Origin of the sequence: Herbaspirillum frisingense GSF30 (assembly GCF_000300975.2) — a bacterium.
GTDB lineage: Bacteria > Pseudomonadota > Gammaproteobacteria > Burkholderiales > Burkholderiaceae_D > Herbaspirillum > Herbaspirillum frisingense.
Genome location: NZ_AEEC02000059.1, coordinates 1 through 17,944 on the forward strand (window position 1 = coordinate 1; position 17,944 = coordinate 17,944).

18 protein-coding genes and 2 pseudogenes are annotated in these 17,944 nt (G+C 57.1%); 12 read left to right on the plus strand and 8 right to left on the minus strand.

The window, feature by feature from the left end; translation table 11 throughout:
• Nucleotides 1-313, plus strand: a 313-nt coding sequence (locus HFRIS_RS23490; protein ID WP_006465520.1) for a tRNA pseudouridine(55) synthase TruB, incomplete at its 5' end; no start/stop codon positions are given.
• Between the two features lie 183 nt (nucleotides 314-496).
• Nucleotides 497-2,338 (plus strand): translational GTPase TypA, encoded by a 1,842-nt coding sequence (typA, locus tag HFRIS_RS23495; RefSeq protein WP_006465521.1) that lies wholly within the window; start codon nucleotides 497-499, stop codon nucleotides 2,336-2,338.
• Between the two features lie 1,145 nt (nucleotides 2,339-3,483).
• Here the strand turns inward: typA and HFRIS_RS23500 are convergent.
• Nucleotides 3,484-3,729: pseudogene (locus tag HFRIS_RS23500) on the minus strand (type II TA system antitoxin MqsA family protein); the annotation flags it as partial.
• A gap of 236 nt (nucleotides 3,730-3,965) precedes the next feature.
• Nucleotides 3,966-4,865, minus strand: a complete 900-nt coding sequence (locus HFRIS_RS23505; protein ID WP_006465523.1) for a LysR substrate-binding domain-containing protein — start codon at nucleotides 4,863-4,865, stop codon at nucleotides 3,966-3,968.
• A gap of 151 nt (nucleotides 4,866-5,016) precedes the next feature.
• Here HFRIS_RS23505 and HFRIS_RS23510 point away from each other — a divergent pair, with 151 nt between their 5' ends.
• Genes HFRIS_RS23510 through HFRIS_RS23520 form a run of 3 tightly spaced genes read left to right on the plus strand, consistent with a single transcriptional unit; the run spans nucleotide 5,017 to nucleotide 6,756 of the window.
• Nucleotides 5,017-5,562 (plus strand): hypothetical protein, encoded by a 546-nt coding sequence (locus tag HFRIS_RS23510; RefSeq protein ID WP_006465524.1) that lies wholly within the window; start codon nucleotides 5,017-5,019, stop codon nucleotides 5,560-5,562.
• Between the two features lie 6 nt (nucleotides 5,563-5,568).
• On the plus strand, nucleotides 5,569-5,895 hold the full coding sequence (locus tag HFRIS_RS23515; protein ID WP_006465525.1) for a hypothetical protein: 327 nt from the start codon (nucleotides 5,569-5,571) through the stop codon (nucleotides 5,893-5,895).
• Between the two features lie 27 nt (nucleotides 5,896-5,922).
• Nucleotides 5,923-6,756, plus strand: a complete 834-nt coding sequence (locus HFRIS_RS23520) for an MBL fold metallo-hydrolase (RefSeq protein WP_006465526.1) — start codon at nucleotides 5,923-5,925, stop codon at nucleotides 6,754-6,756.
• A gap of 212 nt (nucleotides 6,757-6,968) precedes the next feature.
• Here the strand turns inward: HFRIS_RS23520 and HFRIS_RS25505 are convergent, their stop codons facing one another.
• Both HFRIS_RS25505 and HFRIS_RS25100 read right to left on the minus strand, forming a co-directional pair.
• Complete coding sequence (locus HFRIS_RS25505) at nucleotides 6,969-7,133, minus strand: hypothetical protein (protein WP_158601271.1); 165 nt, start codon at nucleotides 7,131-7,133, stop codon at nucleotides 6,969-6,971.
• Nucleotides 7,130-7,807: a PRC-barrel domain-containing protein gene (locus tag HFRIS_RS25100; protein WP_006465527.1), complete on the minus strand. Its 678-nt coding sequence runs from the start codon at nucleotides 7,805-7,807 to the stop codon at nucleotides 7,130-7,132. Before HFRIS_RS25100 ends, HFRIS_RS25505 begins: the two co-directional genes overlap by 4 nt.
• Nucleotides 7,808-8,249: 442 nt before the next feature.
• On the opposite strand from HFRIS_RS25100, the gene HFRIS_RS23530 reads away from it, so the two are divergent.
• The 7 genes and pseudogenes from HFRIS_RS23530 to HFRIS_RS25385 all read left to right on the plus strand — a co-directional run.
• On the plus strand, nucleotides 8,250-9,296 hold the full coding sequence (locus HFRIS_RS23530; RefSeq protein ID WP_006465528.1) for a zinc-dependent alcohol dehydrogenase family protein: 1,047 nt from the start codon (nucleotides 8,250-8,252) through the stop codon (nucleotides 9,294-9,296).
• A 126-nt stretch (nucleotides 9,297-9,422) separates the two neighbouring features.
• Complete coding sequence (locus HFRIS_RS23535) at nucleotides 9,423-10,805, plus strand: NAD-dependent succinate-semialdehyde dehydrogenase (RefSeq protein ID WP_006465529.1); 1,383 nt, start codon at nucleotides 9,423-9,425, stop codon at nucleotides 10,803-10,805.
• A gap of 9 nt (nucleotides 10,806-10,814) precedes the next feature.
• Entirely contained in the window at nucleotides 10,815-11,978 is a 1,164-nt protein-coding gene (locus HFRIS_RS23540) for an NAD(P) transhydrogenase subunit alpha (RefSeq protein WP_006465530.1), read from the plus strand.
• A complete protein-coding gene (locus tag HFRIS_RS23545) occupies nucleotides 11,975-12,343 on the plus strand; it encodes an NAD(P) transhydrogenase subunit alpha part 2 (protein WP_006465531.1) in 369 nt (122 codons plus the stop codon). Before HFRIS_RS23540 ends, HFRIS_RS23545 begins: the two co-directional genes overlap by 4 nt.
• Nucleotides 12,344-12,352: 9 nt before the next feature.
• Nucleotides 12,353-13,798 (plus strand): NAD(P)(+) transhydrogenase (Re/Si-specific) subunit beta, encoded by a 1,446-nt coding sequence (locus HFRIS_RS23550; protein WP_006465532.1) that lies wholly within the window; start codon nucleotides 12,353-12,355, stop codon nucleotides 13,796-13,798.
• A gap of 97 nt (nucleotides 13,799-13,895) precedes the next feature.
• A complete protein-coding gene (gene adhP, locus HFRIS_RS23555; protein ID WP_006465533.1) occupies nucleotides 13,896-14,930 on the plus strand; it encodes an alcohol dehydrogenase AdhP in 1,035 nt (344 codons plus the stop codon).
• Nucleotides 14,931-15,008: 78 nt separating this feature from the next.
• A pseudogene (locus HFRIS_RS25385) lies at nucleotides 15,009-15,140 on the plus strand (IS30 family transposase); the annotation flags it as partial.
• Between the two features lie 150 nt (nucleotides 15,141-15,290).
• On the opposite strand, the gene HFRIS_RS23560 reads toward HFRIS_RS25385, so the two are convergent.
• The 4 genes from HFRIS_RS23560 to HFRIS_RS23570 form a co-directional block, all read right to left on the minus strand.
• Entirely contained in the window at nucleotides 15,291-15,527 is a 237-nt protein-coding gene (locus tag HFRIS_RS23560) for a hypothetical protein (RefSeq protein ID WP_006465534.1), read from the minus strand.
• 277 nt (nucleotides 15,528-15,804) lie between these two features.
• Nucleotides 15,805-16,224, minus strand: a complete 420-nt coding sequence (locus HFRIS_RS23565; RefSeq protein ID WP_006465535.1) for a hypothetical protein — start codon at nucleotides 16,222-16,224, stop codon at nucleotides 15,805-15,807.
• Complete coding sequence (locus HFRIS_RS25640; RefSeq protein WP_008331387.1) at nucleotides 16,221-16,367, minus strand: hypothetical protein; 147 nt, start codon at nucleotides 16,365-16,367, stop codon at nucleotides 16,221-16,223. Before HFRIS_RS25640 ends, HFRIS_RS23565 begins: the two co-directional genes overlap by 4 nt.
• On the minus strand, nucleotides 16,364-17,944 hold a 1,581-nt coding region (locus HFRIS_RS23570; RefSeq protein ID WP_006465536.1), incomplete at its 5' end, for a replication endonuclease. The genes HFRIS_RS23570 and HFRIS_RS25640, both read right to left, overlap by 4 nt.

The following is a 17,944-nucleotide window of genomic DNA, read 5'->3' on the forward strand; positions in this document are numbered from 1 at the left end:
CCCGCTGACGCTGGAGGGTGCGGTCACGCTGGAACAGTTCGACGCCTCCGGTGACGTCGACTCCCGCAAGGCCATGCTGTTGCCCGTCGATGGCCTGCTGCGCAGCTTCCCGGCAGTGCAACTGACGGATGAGCTGGCGCGCCGCTTCCTGCACGGCCAGCGCCTGCCGCTGGGCAAGGAGGGTGTGCCCGTACCGGAGCAGACCGGCCGGGTGCGGGTCTATCGCAGTTCGGATGGCGCCTTGCTGGGCACCGGGTTGTTGCAGGAATACGCCATCCTGGCGCCGGAACGGCTGGTGTCCACGGCCTCCTAGAAATCAGCCAGACCCAGCACGAAAGCAGCACAAAACAGCAGCAAAGCGGCTTGCAGCAGGTCTTCCCGGGGGATGCTCCGGGCGCCGGCAAGCCGTTGAAAACACAGGTTTTTTCAAAGTTCATGCGTCGCAACATGCTATAATGCGCGCCTCCCAAGAATCGGCATTCCAACCACAGTCACCATGTCAAACAATATCCGCGCAATTCGCAACATCGCCATCATCGCCCACGTTGACCACGGCAAGACCACCCTGGTGGACCAGCTGCTGCGCCAGTCCGGTACCTTCCGCGACAACCAGCAAGTGGACAACCGCGTGATGGACTCCAACGACATCGAAAAGGAACGCGGCATCACCATCCTGTCGAAGAACTGCGCGGTGGAGTACAAGGGCACCCACATCAACATCGTCGATACCCCGGGCCACGCCGACTTCGGCGGTGAGGTCGAGCGCGTGCTGTCGATGGTCGACTCGGTGCTGCTGCTGGTGGATGCCCAGGAAGGCCCGATGCCGCAGACCCGTTTCGTGACCCGCAAGGCGCTGGCCCTGGGCCTGAAGCCGATCGTGGTCCTGAACAAGATCGACCGCCCGGGCGCACGCGCCGAGTGGGCCATCAACGCCACCTTCGAACTGTTCGACAAGCTGGGTGCGACCGAAGAACAGCTGGACTTCCCCGTGATCTACGCCTCGGGCCTGAACGGCTACGCCAGCCTGGACCCGGAAGCGCGCGGCGGCAGCATGGAGCCGCTGTTCGACGCCATCCTGAAGTACGTCCCGGCTCGCAAGGATGACCCGGACGCGCCGCTGCAACTGCAGATCACCTCGCTGGAATACTCCTCCTACGTCGGCAAGATCGGCGTCGGCCGTATCCTGGCCGGTCGCGTCAAGGGCGGTCAGGACGTGGTCTGGATGAACGGTCCCGAAGACAAGCCCACCAAGGCCCGCATCAACCAGGTGCTGACCTTCAAGGGTCTGGAGCGCGTGCTGGTGGACGAAGCCCTGGCCGGCGACATCGTGCTGATCAACGGTATCGAGGAAATCGGCATCGGCTCCACCATCTGCTCGCCGGATGCGCCCAATGGCCTGCCGATGCTGAAGGTCGACGAACCGACCCTGACCATGAACTTCATGGTCAACACCTCGCCGCTGGCTGGCCGCGAAGGCAAGTTCGTCACCACCCGCCAGATCCGCGATCGCCTGGAAAAGGAACTGAAGTCCAACATGGCCCTGCGCGTGGTGCAGGCCGAGAACGACGACTCGACCTACGAAGTGTCGGGCCGTGGCGAATTGCACCTGACCATCCTGATCGAAAACATGCGCCGCGAAGGCTTCGAACTGGCCGTCTCGCGTCCGCGCGTGGTGTTCCGCATGGTGGATGGCGTTCGTGAAGAACCGTACGAAAACCTGACCGTCGATGTCGAAGAAACCCACCAGGGTGGCGTGATGGAAGAACTGGGCCGCCGTCGTGGCGACCTGCAGAACATGGAACCGGACGGCAAGGGCCGTGTACGCCTGGAATACCACATCCCGGCGCGTGGCCTGATCGGCTTCCAGGGTGAATTCATGACCCTGACCCGCGGTACCGGTCTGATGAGCCACGTGTTCGACGACTACAAGCCGGTTGACACCACCAAGGGTGAACTGGCCGGCCGTCGCAACGGTGTGCTGATCTCCCAGGACGACGGCGCCGCCGTGGCCTACGCACTGTGGAAGCTGCAGGATCGTGGCCGCATGTTCGTCAGCCACAACGACCCGGTGTATGAAGGTATGATCATCGGCATCCACTCGCGCGACAACGACCTGGTGGTCAACCCCATCAAGGGCAAGCAGCTGACCAACGTGCGCGCTTCCGGTACCGACGAAGCCGTGCGCCTGGTGCCGCCCATCGAGCTGTCGCTGGAATACGCGGTGGAATTCATCGAGGACGACGAGCTGGTCGAAGTCACCCCGAAGAGCATCCGCCTGCGCAAGCGTCACCTGAAGGAACACGAGCGCAAGAAGGCATCGCGCGAAGAATCGGTCTAAGGGAGCGGGGTGGCCGGTAACGGCCGCCGGAGTGAGAAAGGTTGTGTTGATATGTGGTTTGTGAATAACTGATATCAGCACAATAAAGCAGACAGCCATGATGCACTGCCATATAGTTACACCTGTCTCCTCCAATTTCCTCCTAAAGAATTGGATTCAAGCCCGCAACTTCGGTTGTGGGCTTTTTTTTTGCCGATTTCGCCGGACCAACCGATGAGGCGCTTTCCGGGCTTCCCAGCGGTGTTTCGGCGCCGGATTTGTCTTCATCTCTTTGTCAGTAGAGATGAACATTTGTCCAAAATAGATTTTGTTGCGCTGTTTTTGTGCATTGCGAAATGACGACTGCCGGTTTGTGGTGCAGAATCGAGTCCGCTGTACGAAAAATCCTATCTCGAAGAGGATAGAGGGGACACCAGCCCGCAACGCGCAAGCCTTGCGGGCTTTCTATTTGTCGCTGCTATCTGCCATTGCTAGCCATTGCTGGCGTAAGCTGGAAAGACCCTCGGGACGGCGCCGAAGTACCATTGCGATGATTGCGGCGAGTGTGGCTATCCCATCGTCGCCCCCGCGCCCGAAGGCGCAAACGAACCTTGATTGATGCATTTCGTCAGCCCATGAAGAAAGACCTGCCTCCGCGCACCCTGAGCGTCGCCCCGATGATGGACTGGAGCGAATTAGGTCTGGATGTCCTATAGGTAATGGGTTGGTAGTATTTTTTGTCCAAATTTTGTCCACTACGCGCGGAATTTGCATATTTGGAAGGCACGTGGGCACACAGTTCGGGTTGAGTTGGCAAGTCAAACTGGAACGAGCTGGACAGGGCGGCGGCTACCTAGACGGCGATAAACGTCAGAAATGCGCTTCTGGCCGATAAGCGACATCTCGACTATGCCGAAGTCAGTTTGATGCTATCGCTGTAGAGGATTCGATGTTGGATAATAAGGATTGCCTCCAGCAATCTGAACTCGATTCAGGCAGCAACGGCTCTACCGACGGCAAAATGGCCCCACGTTCGTACATGCAGACGGCACTATGAGTGACATCGATCTCTAGCGCCAGCGCTTCTTAAGAGAGCCTGCGCGCCTGCCTCGCTTCTCGGATGCGCTCACCAATGCCTACGGCAGAATGGTCTCACATGGCGCCGCTCACCTGCCTAGGCTTGCCACCTGCTGCGTCCGAACCTCGTCCAGCAACTCTGGATGGCGGTCGAGCAGGCCTAGCAGCTTCACCAGAGAGACAGGCGGCTTGACCTGGCCCGTCTCATAGCGCGAAAACGCATTGATGCCACCGCCGAAGACCTTGCCTGCCTCGTGCTGTCCCAAACGCAGTTTCTTGCGCACGCGCTGGATGGGGAACGAATCGACCATCCCGGCATTCACCTCGCGCGGGAAATCGCGCATGAAGAGGCAGGATCAGGAGGAGGAAAGATGGTGCTCCTGCCCGCTTACTTCATGATTTCGGCTGCGCTGGCCCAAGCCATCTCACGCGCGTTTTCCGCGCCGATGAACAGTATCATCCGGGGGCCATAGCCATTCATGATTCGCTCGCAGGATGAGTCGCTCCACCTGACCATCTTTCATTGCCTTCCGGAGGGAGCCACGTGGTCATACGAAAGGCGGCCATTCGCTCATTCAAGTCCGGCCAACGGCCTCGATTCTTCAAGAATCCATTGTGCGAACCCCTTGAGAGGCTCACTGCCAAGTTGCAACGGCTCAGGGAGCACAAGGCAAAATGTCTTGGAAATGCTACTGTCCTGCGGCCACGGTGCGACCAGGCGACCTTGTGCCAGCTCGGCTTCCACATACAGACGCGGCACCAGCGCGACGCCGAGGCCGGCCAATGCAGCCTCGATCAGCATTCCATGCAAGTCATAGCGCGGCCCTTGCGCAGAATGGCTCAGGCTAATCCCGGTCTGCGCGGCATAGAGGCTCCAGGCGTCGTGATTCTGACGTCGATGCAGGCGAGGCAGCGTGTCCAAGGCAGGGGGCCCTGTCGCTCCCTCCAGGAATGCAGGATGACATACCGGTACCAGCACCTCATCGAGCAGACGATAGGTGTGCATTCCGGTCCAGGCCGGATGTAAGAAATGAATCGCCGCATCCAGGCCACTACCAGGCAGCAGGAACGGCTCCATGCGTTCAGAGAGATGCACCGTGATGTGAGGATGCAGGGCAGCAAAGCTCGGCAGGCGGGGGATCAGCCAGCGCATCGCAAACGTAGGGCTGACCGCGATATCCAGGCTGGCTCCGTTGGGAGGCTGGGATATCAGATGCTGGCTGTCTCGGTCCAGGCGCTCCAGCGTTTCCCGGACGTGGCTGGCATAACGTTGGCCATGCGGCAGCAAGCGCACGCGGTTGCCGATCCGCTCGAACAGTGTCACTCCCAGAAATCCCTCCAGGCGGCCAATCTGCCGACTGATGGCGCCTTCGGTCAAGGCCAGTTCTTCGGCGGCACGTGCAAAGCTGCCGTGACGCGCCGCGGCCTCGAATGCCATCAGTGAGCTGTTGCTGGGAATCTTACGCCGCATCGTATTCCTTAACCGGGTTGATGACGTGAGCTTTACCTTGCGTCAGTGAAGCTTGCCTAATTTTCGATTTATTGGCCGGGATTGGCTGCCTATCATGACAACTCCTCAATCAAGCAGGCCACCGCCAAGGTGACCATGGAGCGTCATCATTATGATCTATACCGTCGAATGCAGCTTCGCCGACCCTGTCTGCGAAACAGAATGGAACGATTTCTACAGCCTGGAAAAGTTGCCTGCCCTCATCTCCGTGCGCGGCTTTCACACTTCGCAGCGATTCAAGGCTTTGAGGGAAGGCTGCCCGGTCTATCTCGCGCTGCATACCATTGACCATCACGACGTGCTTCTCTCTGACGAATACCGGCGAAAAGGCGGTGGCAATTTCGCGCGATGGCAGCAACACATCACCGACTGGCATCGCAATCTCTATGAAACATCGGCTACGGCCCCTGCGGTGCGTAGCGGGGAGTACCTGCTGCTCAGTGCGCGTGGCCCCGATCCCTTGGTGGCGATGGGGCTGTCGCCATCGATCCTGCATGCCGTCGCCTTGGAGAAATTCCCGGAATGGAGATGGATGGCAGTCCTGTCCGATCCCGTCGATATCGACGGTATTACCCTAGCCGAAGGACTGCATCTCTATGCTCCGATGACTGCGCAACTGCGCAGCAGTAGCGAGCCGGCCATTGTCAGCGCGAGCTAGCACACGATGCCCAATCTCACTTTCTTCATCCGCCAGGACCAGATGCCCGCCGCGCAATCTCTGGATCGGCTCACCGCGCGCTGCACACAGCTCTGCACGAAGATTCTGGAGGCGCGGCCAGAGAACATCCACATCATCTACGTTGCGGTCGATCATGGGACAGGCCATCCTGCATTCGCCGACGTCCGTTATCGGATATCGGCCAACAGGACGCCGGCCGTCATGGAAGATTTCATGCAGCAGCTGGACGAGGCCATCCAGGACCATACCGGACTGCTGCCGCGTATCCGCTGTTTTGCCTATGCCGCGCAGTCCATCAGCGCAAGGCATTGATTCCTACCCACAGCAAACGAGACGAAAATGCTTTTTCCCAGTCAGCAAATCGGTGATTTCTCCGTCACCGCCATCAGTGATGGTTTTCTCAGCGCACCTCTGGAGCTGCTGTCCAATATCGATCCCGCAGAGGCGACCAGGCTCCAGCATGCAGCAGGAATGAGCGACCCTTCTGCCATCCATATCAATTGCTATCTGATCCGCAGCCCGACGCAAACCGTGTTGGTCGATGCCGGCGCCGGTGGCTTCAAGCAATGGGGCGGCCGATTACAGGACAATCTCAAGCGGGCCGGAGTGCTGCCTTCCGACGTCGATACCGTCCTTCTGACCCATGCTCATCCCGACCACATTGGTGGCCTGCTCGATAGCGCAGGAGACCGCGCCTTTCCCGATGCGGAGTTGGTAATGCAGGGGCAGGAACTGGACTTCTGGGAGAACGACGTCAATTTTTGCCGCGCCAGCGAGCGGGCGCGCGGAAATTTCATCTTCGCGCGCCGGGTATTCGTCAAGTATCGGGACAGGCTGCGCACCTTCGCCGGCGGCGAGGTCCTTCCCGGCATTAGCGCCCAGCCGCTGGCTGGACATACCGCCGGACATTGCGGCTATCACATCAACTCAAATGGGCAGGGCCTGTTGATCTGGGGCGATATCGTGCATTTCCCTCACCTACAGATCGCTCGCCCCGACGTCTCCATTGCATTCGACCTCGATCCGCATCTGGCGATGGCAACCCGGGTTCATTTGCTGGATATGGTGAGTGCGGACCAACTGCTTATCGCCGGTATGCACCTCGGTGAAGAAGGCTTCGTCCAGATTGTTCGCACAGGAAAGAGTTATCGGTTTGTTGGCAAGCGTTCATAGCCCTGATGAAGATCGAGCTCATCAGAGTGAGCCAAGTTTAAAGCTGACGGCGGCTGAATACTTTCCGAAAAGGGCGATCCAGTATCTTGGCAAATGCCATCGATCAACATGTCCGATGAGACAGCTATAAACGGATATTTAGTTCCAGCGATCAGCAAATAAGTGGCGCAGCAACTATGCACGCACCGTAAGATATAGTTGAGCGCGTATTTCTATGGTTTCTGGAATCTCAATTCCAGCTGTCGTTCAAGACAATCCACCGTGCCACAGGCTTCAAGATATTTCTCTAGATTGCCAGCCGCACGCCAGGCATCGCGCCTCAGCTCTTCTTCATGGATGCGCAGTTCAAACGTCGCGATGGTCTCGGTAGAGATCATACAGATGCCTTTAATAGCGACCTTTGCAAGCGTTCATTCGCACCTTTCACTCCTGCTTCAAACTCCATCCATCGACCTGCCTTGGAATTCTTCAGTTCGATCAATTTATCTTCGGTGTCCTTCAGTGCTTTTTCGGACGCGTTGATCCTCATCTCCATCTCCGTTTTGGCCTCGTTCGTTCCCGAGACGGTGCGATTTTTTAACATCGCAATTTCCGTTCTGGCGCTGGCGAGGTCAGCCTCAGTCTTTGCTATAAATTCATCGCGCCTTGAGCTACTGCTTGCATAGTCAAAACGAGGGAGTGCTTTGACTAAATCACGTGTGGCACCAGGCATGATTAACTTGTCACCCTGATATTCGATCTGCGCAACAGGAATCGCGACGTTGTGGGTACCAATACCCACGAACCCTCCCGCCCCGATAATCACATAGGAGACCTGTCGGTCTTTCGCGATAATCAGATCTTCGACCTTCCCAATCTTTTTACCGGTGTCTGTGTAAACCACTTTCCCGAGGATCGATTTCTTGACGCTCCAGCCCAATGCGACTTGTGTGGATTCGACAATGCTGACGCCTAATGTTGTACTGCTACCGGCAGTTTGGGCTGATATCGAACCTGTTGTAAACATCATGGCGATAACAGCGAGTTCCATGACTAAGTTGATCTTTTTCATAATTAACCTCCTGATTGTGAATGACTGCATACGAACAGAAGCACGATCGGCGCGGCTGCACGGAGCATGTTTCAATCGACTTCCTGACTTTAAAGAAGTCTTTAGTGAGAGTCTGTTGGATATCGAACATGGGACGGATGTCTCGAAATTTCGGTAGCAGTTAAAGAGACATGCAGAGGAACTACTTCTGTATTGAAAAAGAGAGACAGTCCGGGTACCAAAATCGCGTATGAACAGACTAAGTCGTTCAACGGGATGTGCCCGAAATTTGCACAGTAGCCCAATCGACGCAAAGCATTCTCTAGAAGCGTTCCAAGGTGGATTTTTCATACTGCCAAAGCGGGTTAGCGTACAGAAGGCAGATGACGTCAGAGCACACAATTGGTCTCCCGGATTATCGAATCCATCAAATGACCGATTCTCAGCTCTGCAGGAGGGTGCGATGAAGGCTTTAATCTACAAAGGCAGCAACAATAAGGCACTTGAAGACCGTTCTAAGCCCGACATTGCAGCGCCCAGCGATGCCATCGTGAAGATCATGAAGACTACGATCTGCGGTACAGATCTCCATATTCTCAAGGGACACGTGGCAAGCTGTAAGCCAGGCCGCATCCTTGGACATGAAGGTGTAGGCATCGTCGATTCGGTGGGAACGGCCGTAGCGGCGTTTCACAAAGGCGATCACGTACTTATTTCCTGTGTTTCCTCATGCGGGAAATGTGAGTATTGCCGGCGCGGGATGTACTCACATTGCCTCACAGGCGGGTGGATACTTGGGAATACGATTGATGGCACGCAGGCTGAATATGTGCGCATACCACACGCAGATACCAGTCTGTATCCAGTACCAGCTGGCGCCGATGAAGATGCGTTGGTTATGCTCAGCGATATCCTGCCCACTGGATTCGAGTGCGGTGTGCTCAATGGCAAAGTGGCCCCGGGCTCGATCGTAGCGATTGTCGGTGCCGGGCCGATCGGCTTGGCAACTTTGCTGACGGCGCAATTCTATTCGCCGGCGAAGATCATCATGATCGATCTGGACCAGAGCCGTCTGGAGGTGGCAAAGCGATTTGGCGCAACCGACATTATCAACAGCGCAGATGGGGCCGTACGCGAGAAGATCATGCAAATGACGCAGGAAAAGGGCGTCGATGCTGCGATTGAGGCCGTTGGGATTCCGGCCACGTTCGATCTATGTCAGCAAGTCGTGGCAGCGGGAGGAACTATCGCCAATATTGGTGTGCATGGCGTACCGGTCCAATTGCATCTGGAAAAGCTCTGGGACCGCAATATTTCCATTACCACCCGGCTGGTGGATACCGTTAGCACGCCCATGCTGCTCAAATCCCTTGCTGCTAAAAAAATCGATGCCTTACAACTGATTACGCATCGCTTTAAGTTCGATGAGATTCTGGAGGCCTATGAGACTTTTGCGCATGCCCCTGAAACCAAGTCACTGAAAGTCATCATCGAGGCTAATGAGCAATGAGTAGCCGATTCTGACGGGAAAAATTTCCTGATCCCTCAGGACGACGGTTCAGCGCTGTTTTGAAGGTGGATCGTTCTTGGCTATCGCTGCTCTGCCAATTCGCTTCTAATCAACAAGGAATATGCCATGAGCTACGAAAGTGTTAATCCTTATGACGGCACTGTCCTACAAACGTTTGAGGAAATGACTGATGGGCAGTTGGAATCTGCCCTTGCAACGGCCGCTGCCTGCTTTGAAATCTGGAATAAAAAGAGTTACGGCGAGCGCGCCGTGATCGTTGCCAGGGCGGCGGTGCTGATGCGAGAGCGCAGCGAGGAATTTGCGCGGCCCGTCACGCTTGAGATGGGAAAGCTGATCACCCAGGCGCGTGGCGAAGTGGAACTGAGCGCCGACATCATCGACTATTACGCAAAGAATGCCGAGACCTTCCTGGGACCAGAAGCACTGCATCCGACAACCGGCGAAGCAGAGATCCAGAACGCAGCTTTTGGAGTGCTGTTTGGCGTGGAACCTTGGAATTTTCCTTACTATCAGCTCGCGCGTTTTGCAGCCCCCAATCTGATGGCCGGCAATGTAGTGATAGTAAAGCACGCGGGATGTGTGCCTCAATGTGCTATCGCCTTTGAGAAGTTATGGCTGGATGCCGGTGCACCTGCCGGGGCCTACACCAACCTGCTCATTTCATACGACCAGGTCAACCGCGTCATCGATGACCCGCGTATCAAAGGTATTGCCCTGACCGGCAGCGTGGAGGCCGGCAAAGCTGTGGCAGCGCGCGCGGGTCTGAATCTGAAGAAATCGACGATGGAATTGGGTGGTAGCGACGCCTTTATCGTGCTGGAGGATGCCGATCTCGACAAGACCGTCGAATGGGCGGTGTGGGCCAAGATGAACAACACCGGCCAGTGCTGTGTTGCGGCCAAGCGCTTTATTGTGGTCGAGGAGCTGGCGGATCGATTTCTTGATAAGTTCCAGACTGCGCTTGCCAAGCTCAAACCGGGCAATCCGATGGATGTGGCAACCACGCTAGGGCCGCTCTCGACCGAGGCAGCATTGATCAAGTTGCTCGCCCAAGTGAAGCAGGCGGTTGAGAAAGGCGCAAAGCTGGTGATGGGCGGCAAGCGCCTCAATCGTCCGGGCGCTTTCATGGAACCCACAATTCTAAGTCATATCACCCCAGACAATCCTGCCTTTAGGGATGAATTCTTCGGACCGGTGGCATTGTTCTTCCGCGTCAAGGATGAGAACGAAGCAATTGCGCTGGCCAACGACTCCGAATTTGGCCTCGGCGGCTCCATCTTTACCCGAGACGTACACCGCGGCAAGCGTTTGGCCAGCCACATCAATACCGGTATGGTATTCATCAATCATCCCACCTGGACTACGCCCGATTTGCCGTTCGGCGGCATCAAGAATTCGGGCTACGGGCGTGAATTGTCGAGCATGGGCATCCAGGAGTTCGTGAACAAAAAACTGGTGCGCACGGCTTCGATAGATGCCCCAGCATAGGCCATCAGCATGTACGTCACTATTGCCATCCTGAAGGAAATGCGACCGCATGAACGCCGTGTCGCGCTGGTTCCGGCTCTTGTGCCCAAACTGATCAAGCTTGGCGCCAGGCTGCACATGCAAACTGATGCGGGTGTCAGCGCCGGCTACCACGACGCCGCCTATGAGGAGGTCCTCTTTACTTCCGATTGTGCTCAACTGCTCGAGCGGGCCGATGTCGTGCTCGCCGTTCAGCCTCCCTCGGTACAACAGGTCAATGCGATGCAGGAGGGGGCAATTCTCATATCGTTCATCTACCCGGAAATAGCGACCAGCCTGATGCAATGCTTGCTGGATAAAAAGATCACCTGCTTTGCGATGGAACGCATTCCCCGCATCACTCGTGCACAGGCGATGGATGCACTCTCCAGTCAGTCTGCACTGGCCGGCTACTACGGCGTACAGCTGGGGGCGACGCATCTCGCCAGAATCCTGCCGAAGATCACCACCGCAGCCGGGCCAGTGGGACCTGCCCGGGTACTGGTGATGGGACTTGGGGTAGCCGGTCTGGAAGCGATCGCCACCGCGCATCGCCTGGGTGCGGTCGTCGAGGCCTATGACGTTCGTCCTGAGACCCAGGAACAGGCACTCTCGCTGGGCGCGAGCTTCATCGACACTGGAGTTGACGCACGTGGCGAGGGAGGTTATGCCCGTGCCTTGAGTGCTGACGAACAGGTGAAGATCGATGCCGTCCTCACGCGACATATACAGCAGGCCGATCTCATCATCACTACTGCGGCGATTCCCGGAAAGCCCTCTCCCAAGCTGATCAGCGCCGAACAGTTGAAAGGGATGAAAGGAGGGGCGGTCATTGTGGATATGTCGGCCGAGGGCGGCGGCAACTGCTTCGATACGCGGCCTGGTGAGACCGCGTACATCGGTGCTGTCACCATTGTTGCACCGCTAAATATTCCCTCTTTGTTGAGCAGCGATGCTAGCGATCTGTATGCCAGGAACCAATACAACCTGCTGGCCTTGATGCTGAAAAATAACGTCGTCACTATCGATTGGGATGACGAAGTCCTGGCTAGAACGGCGGTAACCCATTCCGGCAATCTGCAGAACGGCATCGTGCTGGCCAACCACGCACCGGCCGACAGCATGGAAAGCGACATCATCAGGAGCGCACAATGAATCCCGACTTCAGCATTAACGGCTATGCGGCCGTCTATATCCTCATGTTGGCCGGCGTTACCGGCTGGGTGGTGGTCACGCGTGTGCCGGCCATATTGCACACGCCGCTGATGTCCGGCTCCAATTTCGTGCACGGCATTGTAGTCGTTGGCGCACTGTATGCGTTGCTCAATGCCGGCACGACACTGGATCAGGTCATCGGTTTCTTCGCCGTGCTGCTGGGCGCTGGCAACGCGGCGGGCGGCTACGCGGTAACCGAACGCATGCTGGCGATGTTTCAGCCGGGGCCAGCCAAACCGCTGCATCCCAGAACATCGAAACGACGCGCGAAGAAAGCCGCACAGACCAAGCCCACACCCGGCTGAGGAACCAGCATGATCAACTCGATTGCACAACTACTAATTGGCGGCGTGGATCTGGCTGCAGCGTTTCTTCTGATCTATGGTCTCAAACGCATGTCATCGCCCGTCACCGCACCGTCAGGGATTGTGCTAGCAGGTGGCGGCATGCTGGCCGCAGTCGTGGTTGGTTTCTTCTATATTGCCGGTGTCCATGCAAGTGCACAGCTGCATCTGCCGCTCAATATCGCACTTGCAATCGCGGCCTTGCTATTGGGAGGCGGCACGGCGTGGTTGAGCGGGAAACGTGTAGCGATGACATCCATGCCTCAGATGGTTGCGCTCTATAACGGTATGGGCGGCGGGGCTGCAGCAGCGATCGCGGCGATGGAACTGTTCAGTACTCGCGCCACCGGAATCCCAGCACTCAGCATTACCTTGCTCGGCGCGCTGATCGGATCTGTATCGCTGTCCGGATCGCTGGTTGCGTGGGCCAAGCTGGAAGGAGTAATAAAGCAGCCCCTGAGGTTTCGCGGGCAACAAATCCTAAACGGTACCGCCATGCTGGCTGCCATCATTCTCGGAGGCTTCATCGTCTATCTGACGCAAGTGGTGATCGGTACACCACAGCCGGCGCCGCTATTGGTCTGCCTGTTTTTTGCTTTTGCGCTGGTCTTCGGTGTGCTGATGACATTGCCTATTGGCGGTGCCGATATGCCCGTGGTGATTTCCATTTACAACGCATTAACGGGGCTGGCCGTGGCCCTGGAGGGGCTCGTTCTGCAAAATCCGGCGCTCATGATCGCTGGCATGGTGGTGGGCGCGGCCGGCTTATCGCTCACTCAACTGATGGCCAAGGCAATGAATCGATCGATCGGTAATGTGGTGTTCACCAATTTCGGTGCGGTTGCGAAGACCAGGCCGGGTGCTATCAAAGGCGAACTGAAGCCGGTCGATGCTGGCGATGCCGGGATTTCCATGCGCTATGCCGGTAGCGTAATCATCGTGCCAGGATACGGGCTTGCCGTCGCTCACGGCCAACAAAAGCTATATGAGTTCGTAAAATTGTTGCAGGTGGCCGGCGTTACTGTGAAGTTCGCGGTGCATCCGGTTGCGGGGCGTATGCCGGGCCAAATGGATGTACTGCTGGCCGAGGCTAGTGTGCCTTACGACATGATCTATCAGCTTGAAGATATCAATGAAGAATTCAGCCACACCGATGCAGTGATGGTGATAGGCGCCAATGATGTGGTCAATCCTGCTGCACGCAACGACAAGTTATCACCGATTTTCGGCATGCCCATCCTCAATGCCGACCAGGCGAAGAAAATATACATCGTGAAGCGCGGTGAAGGCCGTGGTTATGCTGGTATTGAAAATCCCCTGTTCTACGGGGACAACTGCCAGATGGTGTATGGCGACGCGCAAACCGTACTGGTAAAAATGATTGAGGCGATCCGTGGCCTGGCTAGCACGGCCTAAAAAACACGGCATATGTAATGGGTGCACCGCTGGGCCGCAGCGTGCTCAAATCTTTCGCTCCACCCGTCTTCAATTCTCAAAATCAAAGGAATTCATAATGGCACTGAAAATGCAAGCCGCAGTCGTCGAGCAGTTCCGAAAGCCTTTGGTTCTACGGGAGCGGGATATTCCCACGCCGGCAGCAGGCCAGATTGTTGTCAAGACGGAAGCCTGTGGGGTGTGCCACACCGATCTGCATGCCGCTAAGGGAGATTGGCCTCTGAAGCCAACACTGCCATTCATACCTGGACATGAAGGTATCGGTTTGGTTGTAGCCGTCGGTGCCGGAGTGAGTAGGGTGAAGGCGGGTGACCGCGTCGGTGTGCCCTGGTTGTTTTCCGCTTGCGGCCATTGTGAATATTGCCTGAAAGCCTGGGAGACCGTATGTGGCCAGGCCCAATTCGGTGGCTACACGGTCAACGGCGGATTTTCCGAATACATTCTCGCTGATCCTGCCTATGTCGCACACATTCCGGCAGGACTCAGTGCGCTGCAAGCGGCGCCGATCATCTGTGCCGGTGTCACTACCTACAAGGGCATCAAGGAGACCTCGGTCAAGCCCGGTGAATGGATTGCCATCTCCGGCGCTGGGGGCCTGGGCCATTTGGCGGTGCAATACGCCAAAGTCATGGGACTCAACGTGTGCGCGATTGATGTCGACGATGGCAAGCTGGAGCACGCCAGGCAGTTGGGAGCAGATTTGCTGATCAATGCCAAAGCCAGCGATCCGGCTGTAGTGTTGAAGAAAGAAATCGGCGGGGGGGCGCATGGTGTGCTTGTCACTGCACCATCGCTAAGCGCCTTCGCGCAGGGTGTTTCTATGACGCGCAAGCTTGGAACCTGCGTACTGGTCGGCTTACCGCCGGGAGAATTTCCGATACCGCTGTTCGATGTGGTGGCCAATTGCATCACCATTCGCGGTTCGTTTGTCGGAACTCGCCAGGACATGAATGAGGCGCTTGCTTTTGCCGCAACTGGTAAGGTCAATGCAGATATCGAGTTGCAGCCGCTTTCGGCCATCAATCAGGTCTTCGAACGGCTGGAACATGGCCAGGTGGCCTCGCGTGTGGTGATTGATTTCGCGGATGGCTGACCGAGTGGCTACCTTCAGCAGGCAATGGGAGGTGGGTCAAATTGAGAGGGTCAAATCTGCGAGCAAATCAACATCCAGGTGTACTTCTGCGATCCACGCAGTCCATAGCAGCGCGGATCGAACGAGAACATCAATGGCTTGCTGCGACATTACTTCCCTAACGGATTGGATATCTCCGGCTACTCCCAGGCGCAACTCAATGCCATTGCGCGACTGCCGTGATTTCCGGCCTGGGTTGAACGGGCTACTCGGAATTTTGAACTGACCCGTAAATTCGGACGGTTTAAAAGCTAGCCAGCGAAGGCCTGAGTTCGGTATTGCACCGGGCTCAGGCCTTTCAGTTTGAGGCGGATTAAGGCATCAATGCCGGATTTCATACGCTTCCTTGGCTTCCTGGCGCTGCCTGTCTAGGTAGTCGCCAACGTCACGTACATCAGCCACGCGGTTCCTACCCTCCTTACGCGTTGGGATTGGAAATGTTCCTGCCGAGATTTTATTGTGAGCGGTGCCGACCTCCAAGCTGATTTCCTCGCAGACTTCTGCCAGTGTCATCGTCATGCGCTCATATTTCATTACTAAGAACATTTGTGCCTTCATATCACACCTTCGTTGCGCAGAGTGCCCCTCAGCTTTTGAAACAATCTGTTGAGACGTGAAATGGAGATTCGATAGGCTCTCCAGCAGAGGAAACCGTTCACGGCATTGTATTCACGATGCATTTCGTCACTAGCGTGATCAATGCTGCACAGAAACTTTCCAACAAAATTGGATTGTTGTTTAGAGCTTGTATAGATCGTCGTCTTCATAATGCCGGATGTAGATTATGTCTTTCGGTTTCTGCATTTTTGTCTAGGGCATGTTTCTGCTTCGGAGCTTAGGGTTTAACTGCTCGGCCAGTATCTGTAGAAGCTGCCCACAGAGGCTCTGATTTCAACTTTTCGCTGTAGTCGCTCAGGCACAGACGTCTGGCTTCTTGGTTCGGCATATTACGGCGCAGGCTTCCCGCATCATCGCAAGTGAGGATGTCCACCAGCGGCACGCCCCGGAATTGCCCTGCCAGCTCGTTATCCAGCTCCACCCAGGCGAATCTCTGGCCATTGCCCAGGTGCTGACGGATGACCGATAGATAGCCTGCCAGCACGCCGTCATCGGGTGTATTGAACGTAATGCGGTCCAGAGCCTGCGGTGGCAGCATGACGAAATCACGCTGTTTCGGCTGCTTGGCGAAATACTTGGCGGCGTAGCCTTCGGCGCGGTAAGACACGGCGGGATTGGTGATTGTGGTTGCGTTCACTTCTGGTTCTCCTGGATGGCCGTAACAGAGCACACGCCAAAGCGATCGACGGCGGCGGCGATCACGTCGCAGCTATGTGCTGCGATGGCGGTGTAGGAATGGCGTGCGCTGGCGGTGCGCACGACGACACGAAACGCGGTCATGGGGCGTTCCCTTTCGTTGGGTTGGGATCAATCGGAAGTTCGCTGACATCGAGCCGGCCGGCGCGCCAGTCCGCGACCTGGCACGGTGTTCCGTGACGCGGTGAGCTGTCCGACACAGGTGCCATGCGCGGCCACGGGCATGCCTTGATGGCGTCCCACTCGGCGAGCGCACGGCGCTGTTCGTCGGCCGTCATGTCCGGCGCTGGCCATGCCGGCCTGTCGTCCACCACCGGCCGTGGCCAGGGGCATGCACCCAGGGCCAGCCAGGCATGCTCGATCTGCTTGGCCTGGTCCGGCATGAACTTGACCGGCACGGGCGCGGTCTTCGGCACGAACGACGCATCGGCCGCAAAGTCAGATCCAGCGGGCTGCGTACAGTTATTTACACGAGTCCAAGGGAACCCCGAACCCGCCGAAGCGCGGGCGTCGTGTCCTTGAACTGGCGTCCATGTGTGCCGAACGGATTTAAAAACCACACCGACCATCTGGCGACACTGGACGCCATAAGGCATGACGCGCTCGCACTCTTCATAGCGACCGCTGACTGTCTTGGTTTCCTTCGCCAGCGTGACCATCAGATCGTCGCGCTTCACGATGGCACCGCCTTGGGCGCGCAAATAGCTGGCCCAGCACGCGCGCTTCTCGCCCTCGACCTTCTGCACCGCATCCCAGGCAGCAGCCATCGCCGGTGGTGCTTCTTGCACCATGTCTGCCGGAACGCGGCGCAGCTCGCGCCAGACGCTTACTGGTGCGCCACCCCATTGCTGGAACTGACGAATCCCCCAGCGGGCCGCCCAGGCTTCCACGCGGGCCGAGGGCGTCAGCTCACGATCACCCGCCATATCGGTGGTGATGAGATAGCCTTCCTTGGTCTTGTGGTCCGCCACCCCATCGATGTTCTTGGCCACATATTTGGCGATGTAGCCCGCAGCACTACCTTTCGCCCAGTCGATACGCTTCACATCCAGGCGGCGCTTGAATGCGCCAGGCTCGCCGCGATCCACACGCCAGGCATATCTCTTCATGACGCGGATAGCGCGGCTGGCCACGTCCTTGACGTGCGGCGTGGTGTAATCCTGCAGTGCGCGCACGAACACCAGCATGTGCCAGTGCGGGCAACCATCGTGATGCGGTTCGGCAATACGGAAGCCGTACAGGCCGATACCGCGACGGGCCAGCGCCGAACGCGCCAGCGCAGTCATCTTGCCGAGGTACTTATTGGCGGTGCGCGGGTCCGAACCGTCATACTTCGGATTCGGCTTGCCCGTATGCAGCGTCGCATGGAAGCGCGATGGGCACGACCATGTGAGGAACAGGCCTTGATCCTTGCACTCCTTCGCGATGGTCTCGAAACCGTTGATGCGCAGCATGAGTTCGCCGCGACGAATGGTCTTATTGGCAGTCGTCTTCTCGGCCAGCTCAGCAATGCTGAATTCCTGGCCAGCCTCATTACGCACAATGGTTGCTTCCAGAGCGGCGGCATTTCTCCGGTTCTGCGCCAGGCGAGACAGTACGGCGTCATTACTGGCATAGGGCTCACCGTGATAGTGGACATAGCCCAAGCGGATATTTCCACC

Excerpts from the sequence above, each read along its gene's own strand:
- HFRIS_RS23535 (WP_006465529.1), top strand. The coding sequence starts at position 9,423 with ATGAGCTACGAAAGTGTTAATCCTTATGACGGCACTGTCCTACAAACG.
- HFRIS_RS23560 (WP_006465534.1), bottom strand. The coding sequence starts at position 15,527 with ATGAAGGCACAAATGTTCTTAGTAATGAAATATGAGCGCATGACGATG.
- HFRIS_RS25505 (WP_158601271.1), bottom strand. The coding sequence starts at position 7,133 with ATGATCTCTACCGAGACCATCGCGACGTTTGAACTGCGCATCCATGAA.
- HFRIS_RS25640 (WP_008331387.1), bottom strand. The coding sequence starts at position 16,367 with ATGACCGCGTTTCGTGTCGTCGTGCGCACCGCCAGCGCACGCCATTCC.
- HFRIS_RS23505 (WP_006465523.1), bottom strand. The coding sequence starts at position 4,865 with ATGCGGCGTAAGATTCCCAGCAACAGCTCACTGATGGCATTCGAGGCC.
- HFRIS_RS23550 (WP_006465532.1), top strand. The coding sequence starts at position 12,353 with ATGATCAACTCGATTGCACAACTACTAATTGGCGGCGTGGATCTGGCT.
- HFRIS_RS23540 (WP_006465530.1), top strand. The coding sequence starts at position 10,815 with ATGTACGTCACTATTGCCATCCTGAAGGAAATGCGACCGCATGAACGC.
- HFRIS_RS25100 (WP_006465527.1), bottom strand. The coding sequence starts at position 7,807 with ATGAAAAAGATCAACTTAGTCATGGAACTCGCTGTTATCGCCATGATG.
- HFRIS_RS23520 (WP_006465526.1), top strand. The coding sequence starts at position 5,923 with ATGCTTTTTCCCAGTCAGCAAATCGGTGATTTCTCCGTCACCGCCATC.
- HFRIS_RS23545 (WP_006465531.1), top strand. The coding sequence starts at position 11,975 with ATGAATCCCGACTTCAGCATTAACGGCTATGCGGCCGTCTATATCCTC.
- typA (WP_006465521.1), top strand. The coding sequence starts at position 497 with ATGTCAAACAATATCCGCGCAATTCGCAACATCGCCATCATCGCCCAC.
- HFRIS_RS23510 (WP_006465524.1), top strand. The coding sequence starts at position 5,017 with ATGATCTATACCGTCGAATGCAGCTTCGCCGACCCTGTCTGCGAAACA.
- HFRIS_RS23530 (WP_006465528.1), top strand. The coding sequence starts at position 8,250 with ATGAAGGCTTTAATCTACAAAGGCAGCAACAATAAGGCACTTGAAGAC.
- adhP (WP_006465533.1), top strand. The coding sequence starts at position 13,896 with ATGGCACTGAAAATGCAAGCCGCAGTCGTCGAGCAGTTCCGAAAGCCT.
- HFRIS_RS23515 (WP_006465525.1), top strand. The coding sequence starts at position 5,569 with ATGCCCAATCTCACTTTCTTCATCCGCCAGGACCAGATGCCCGCCGCG.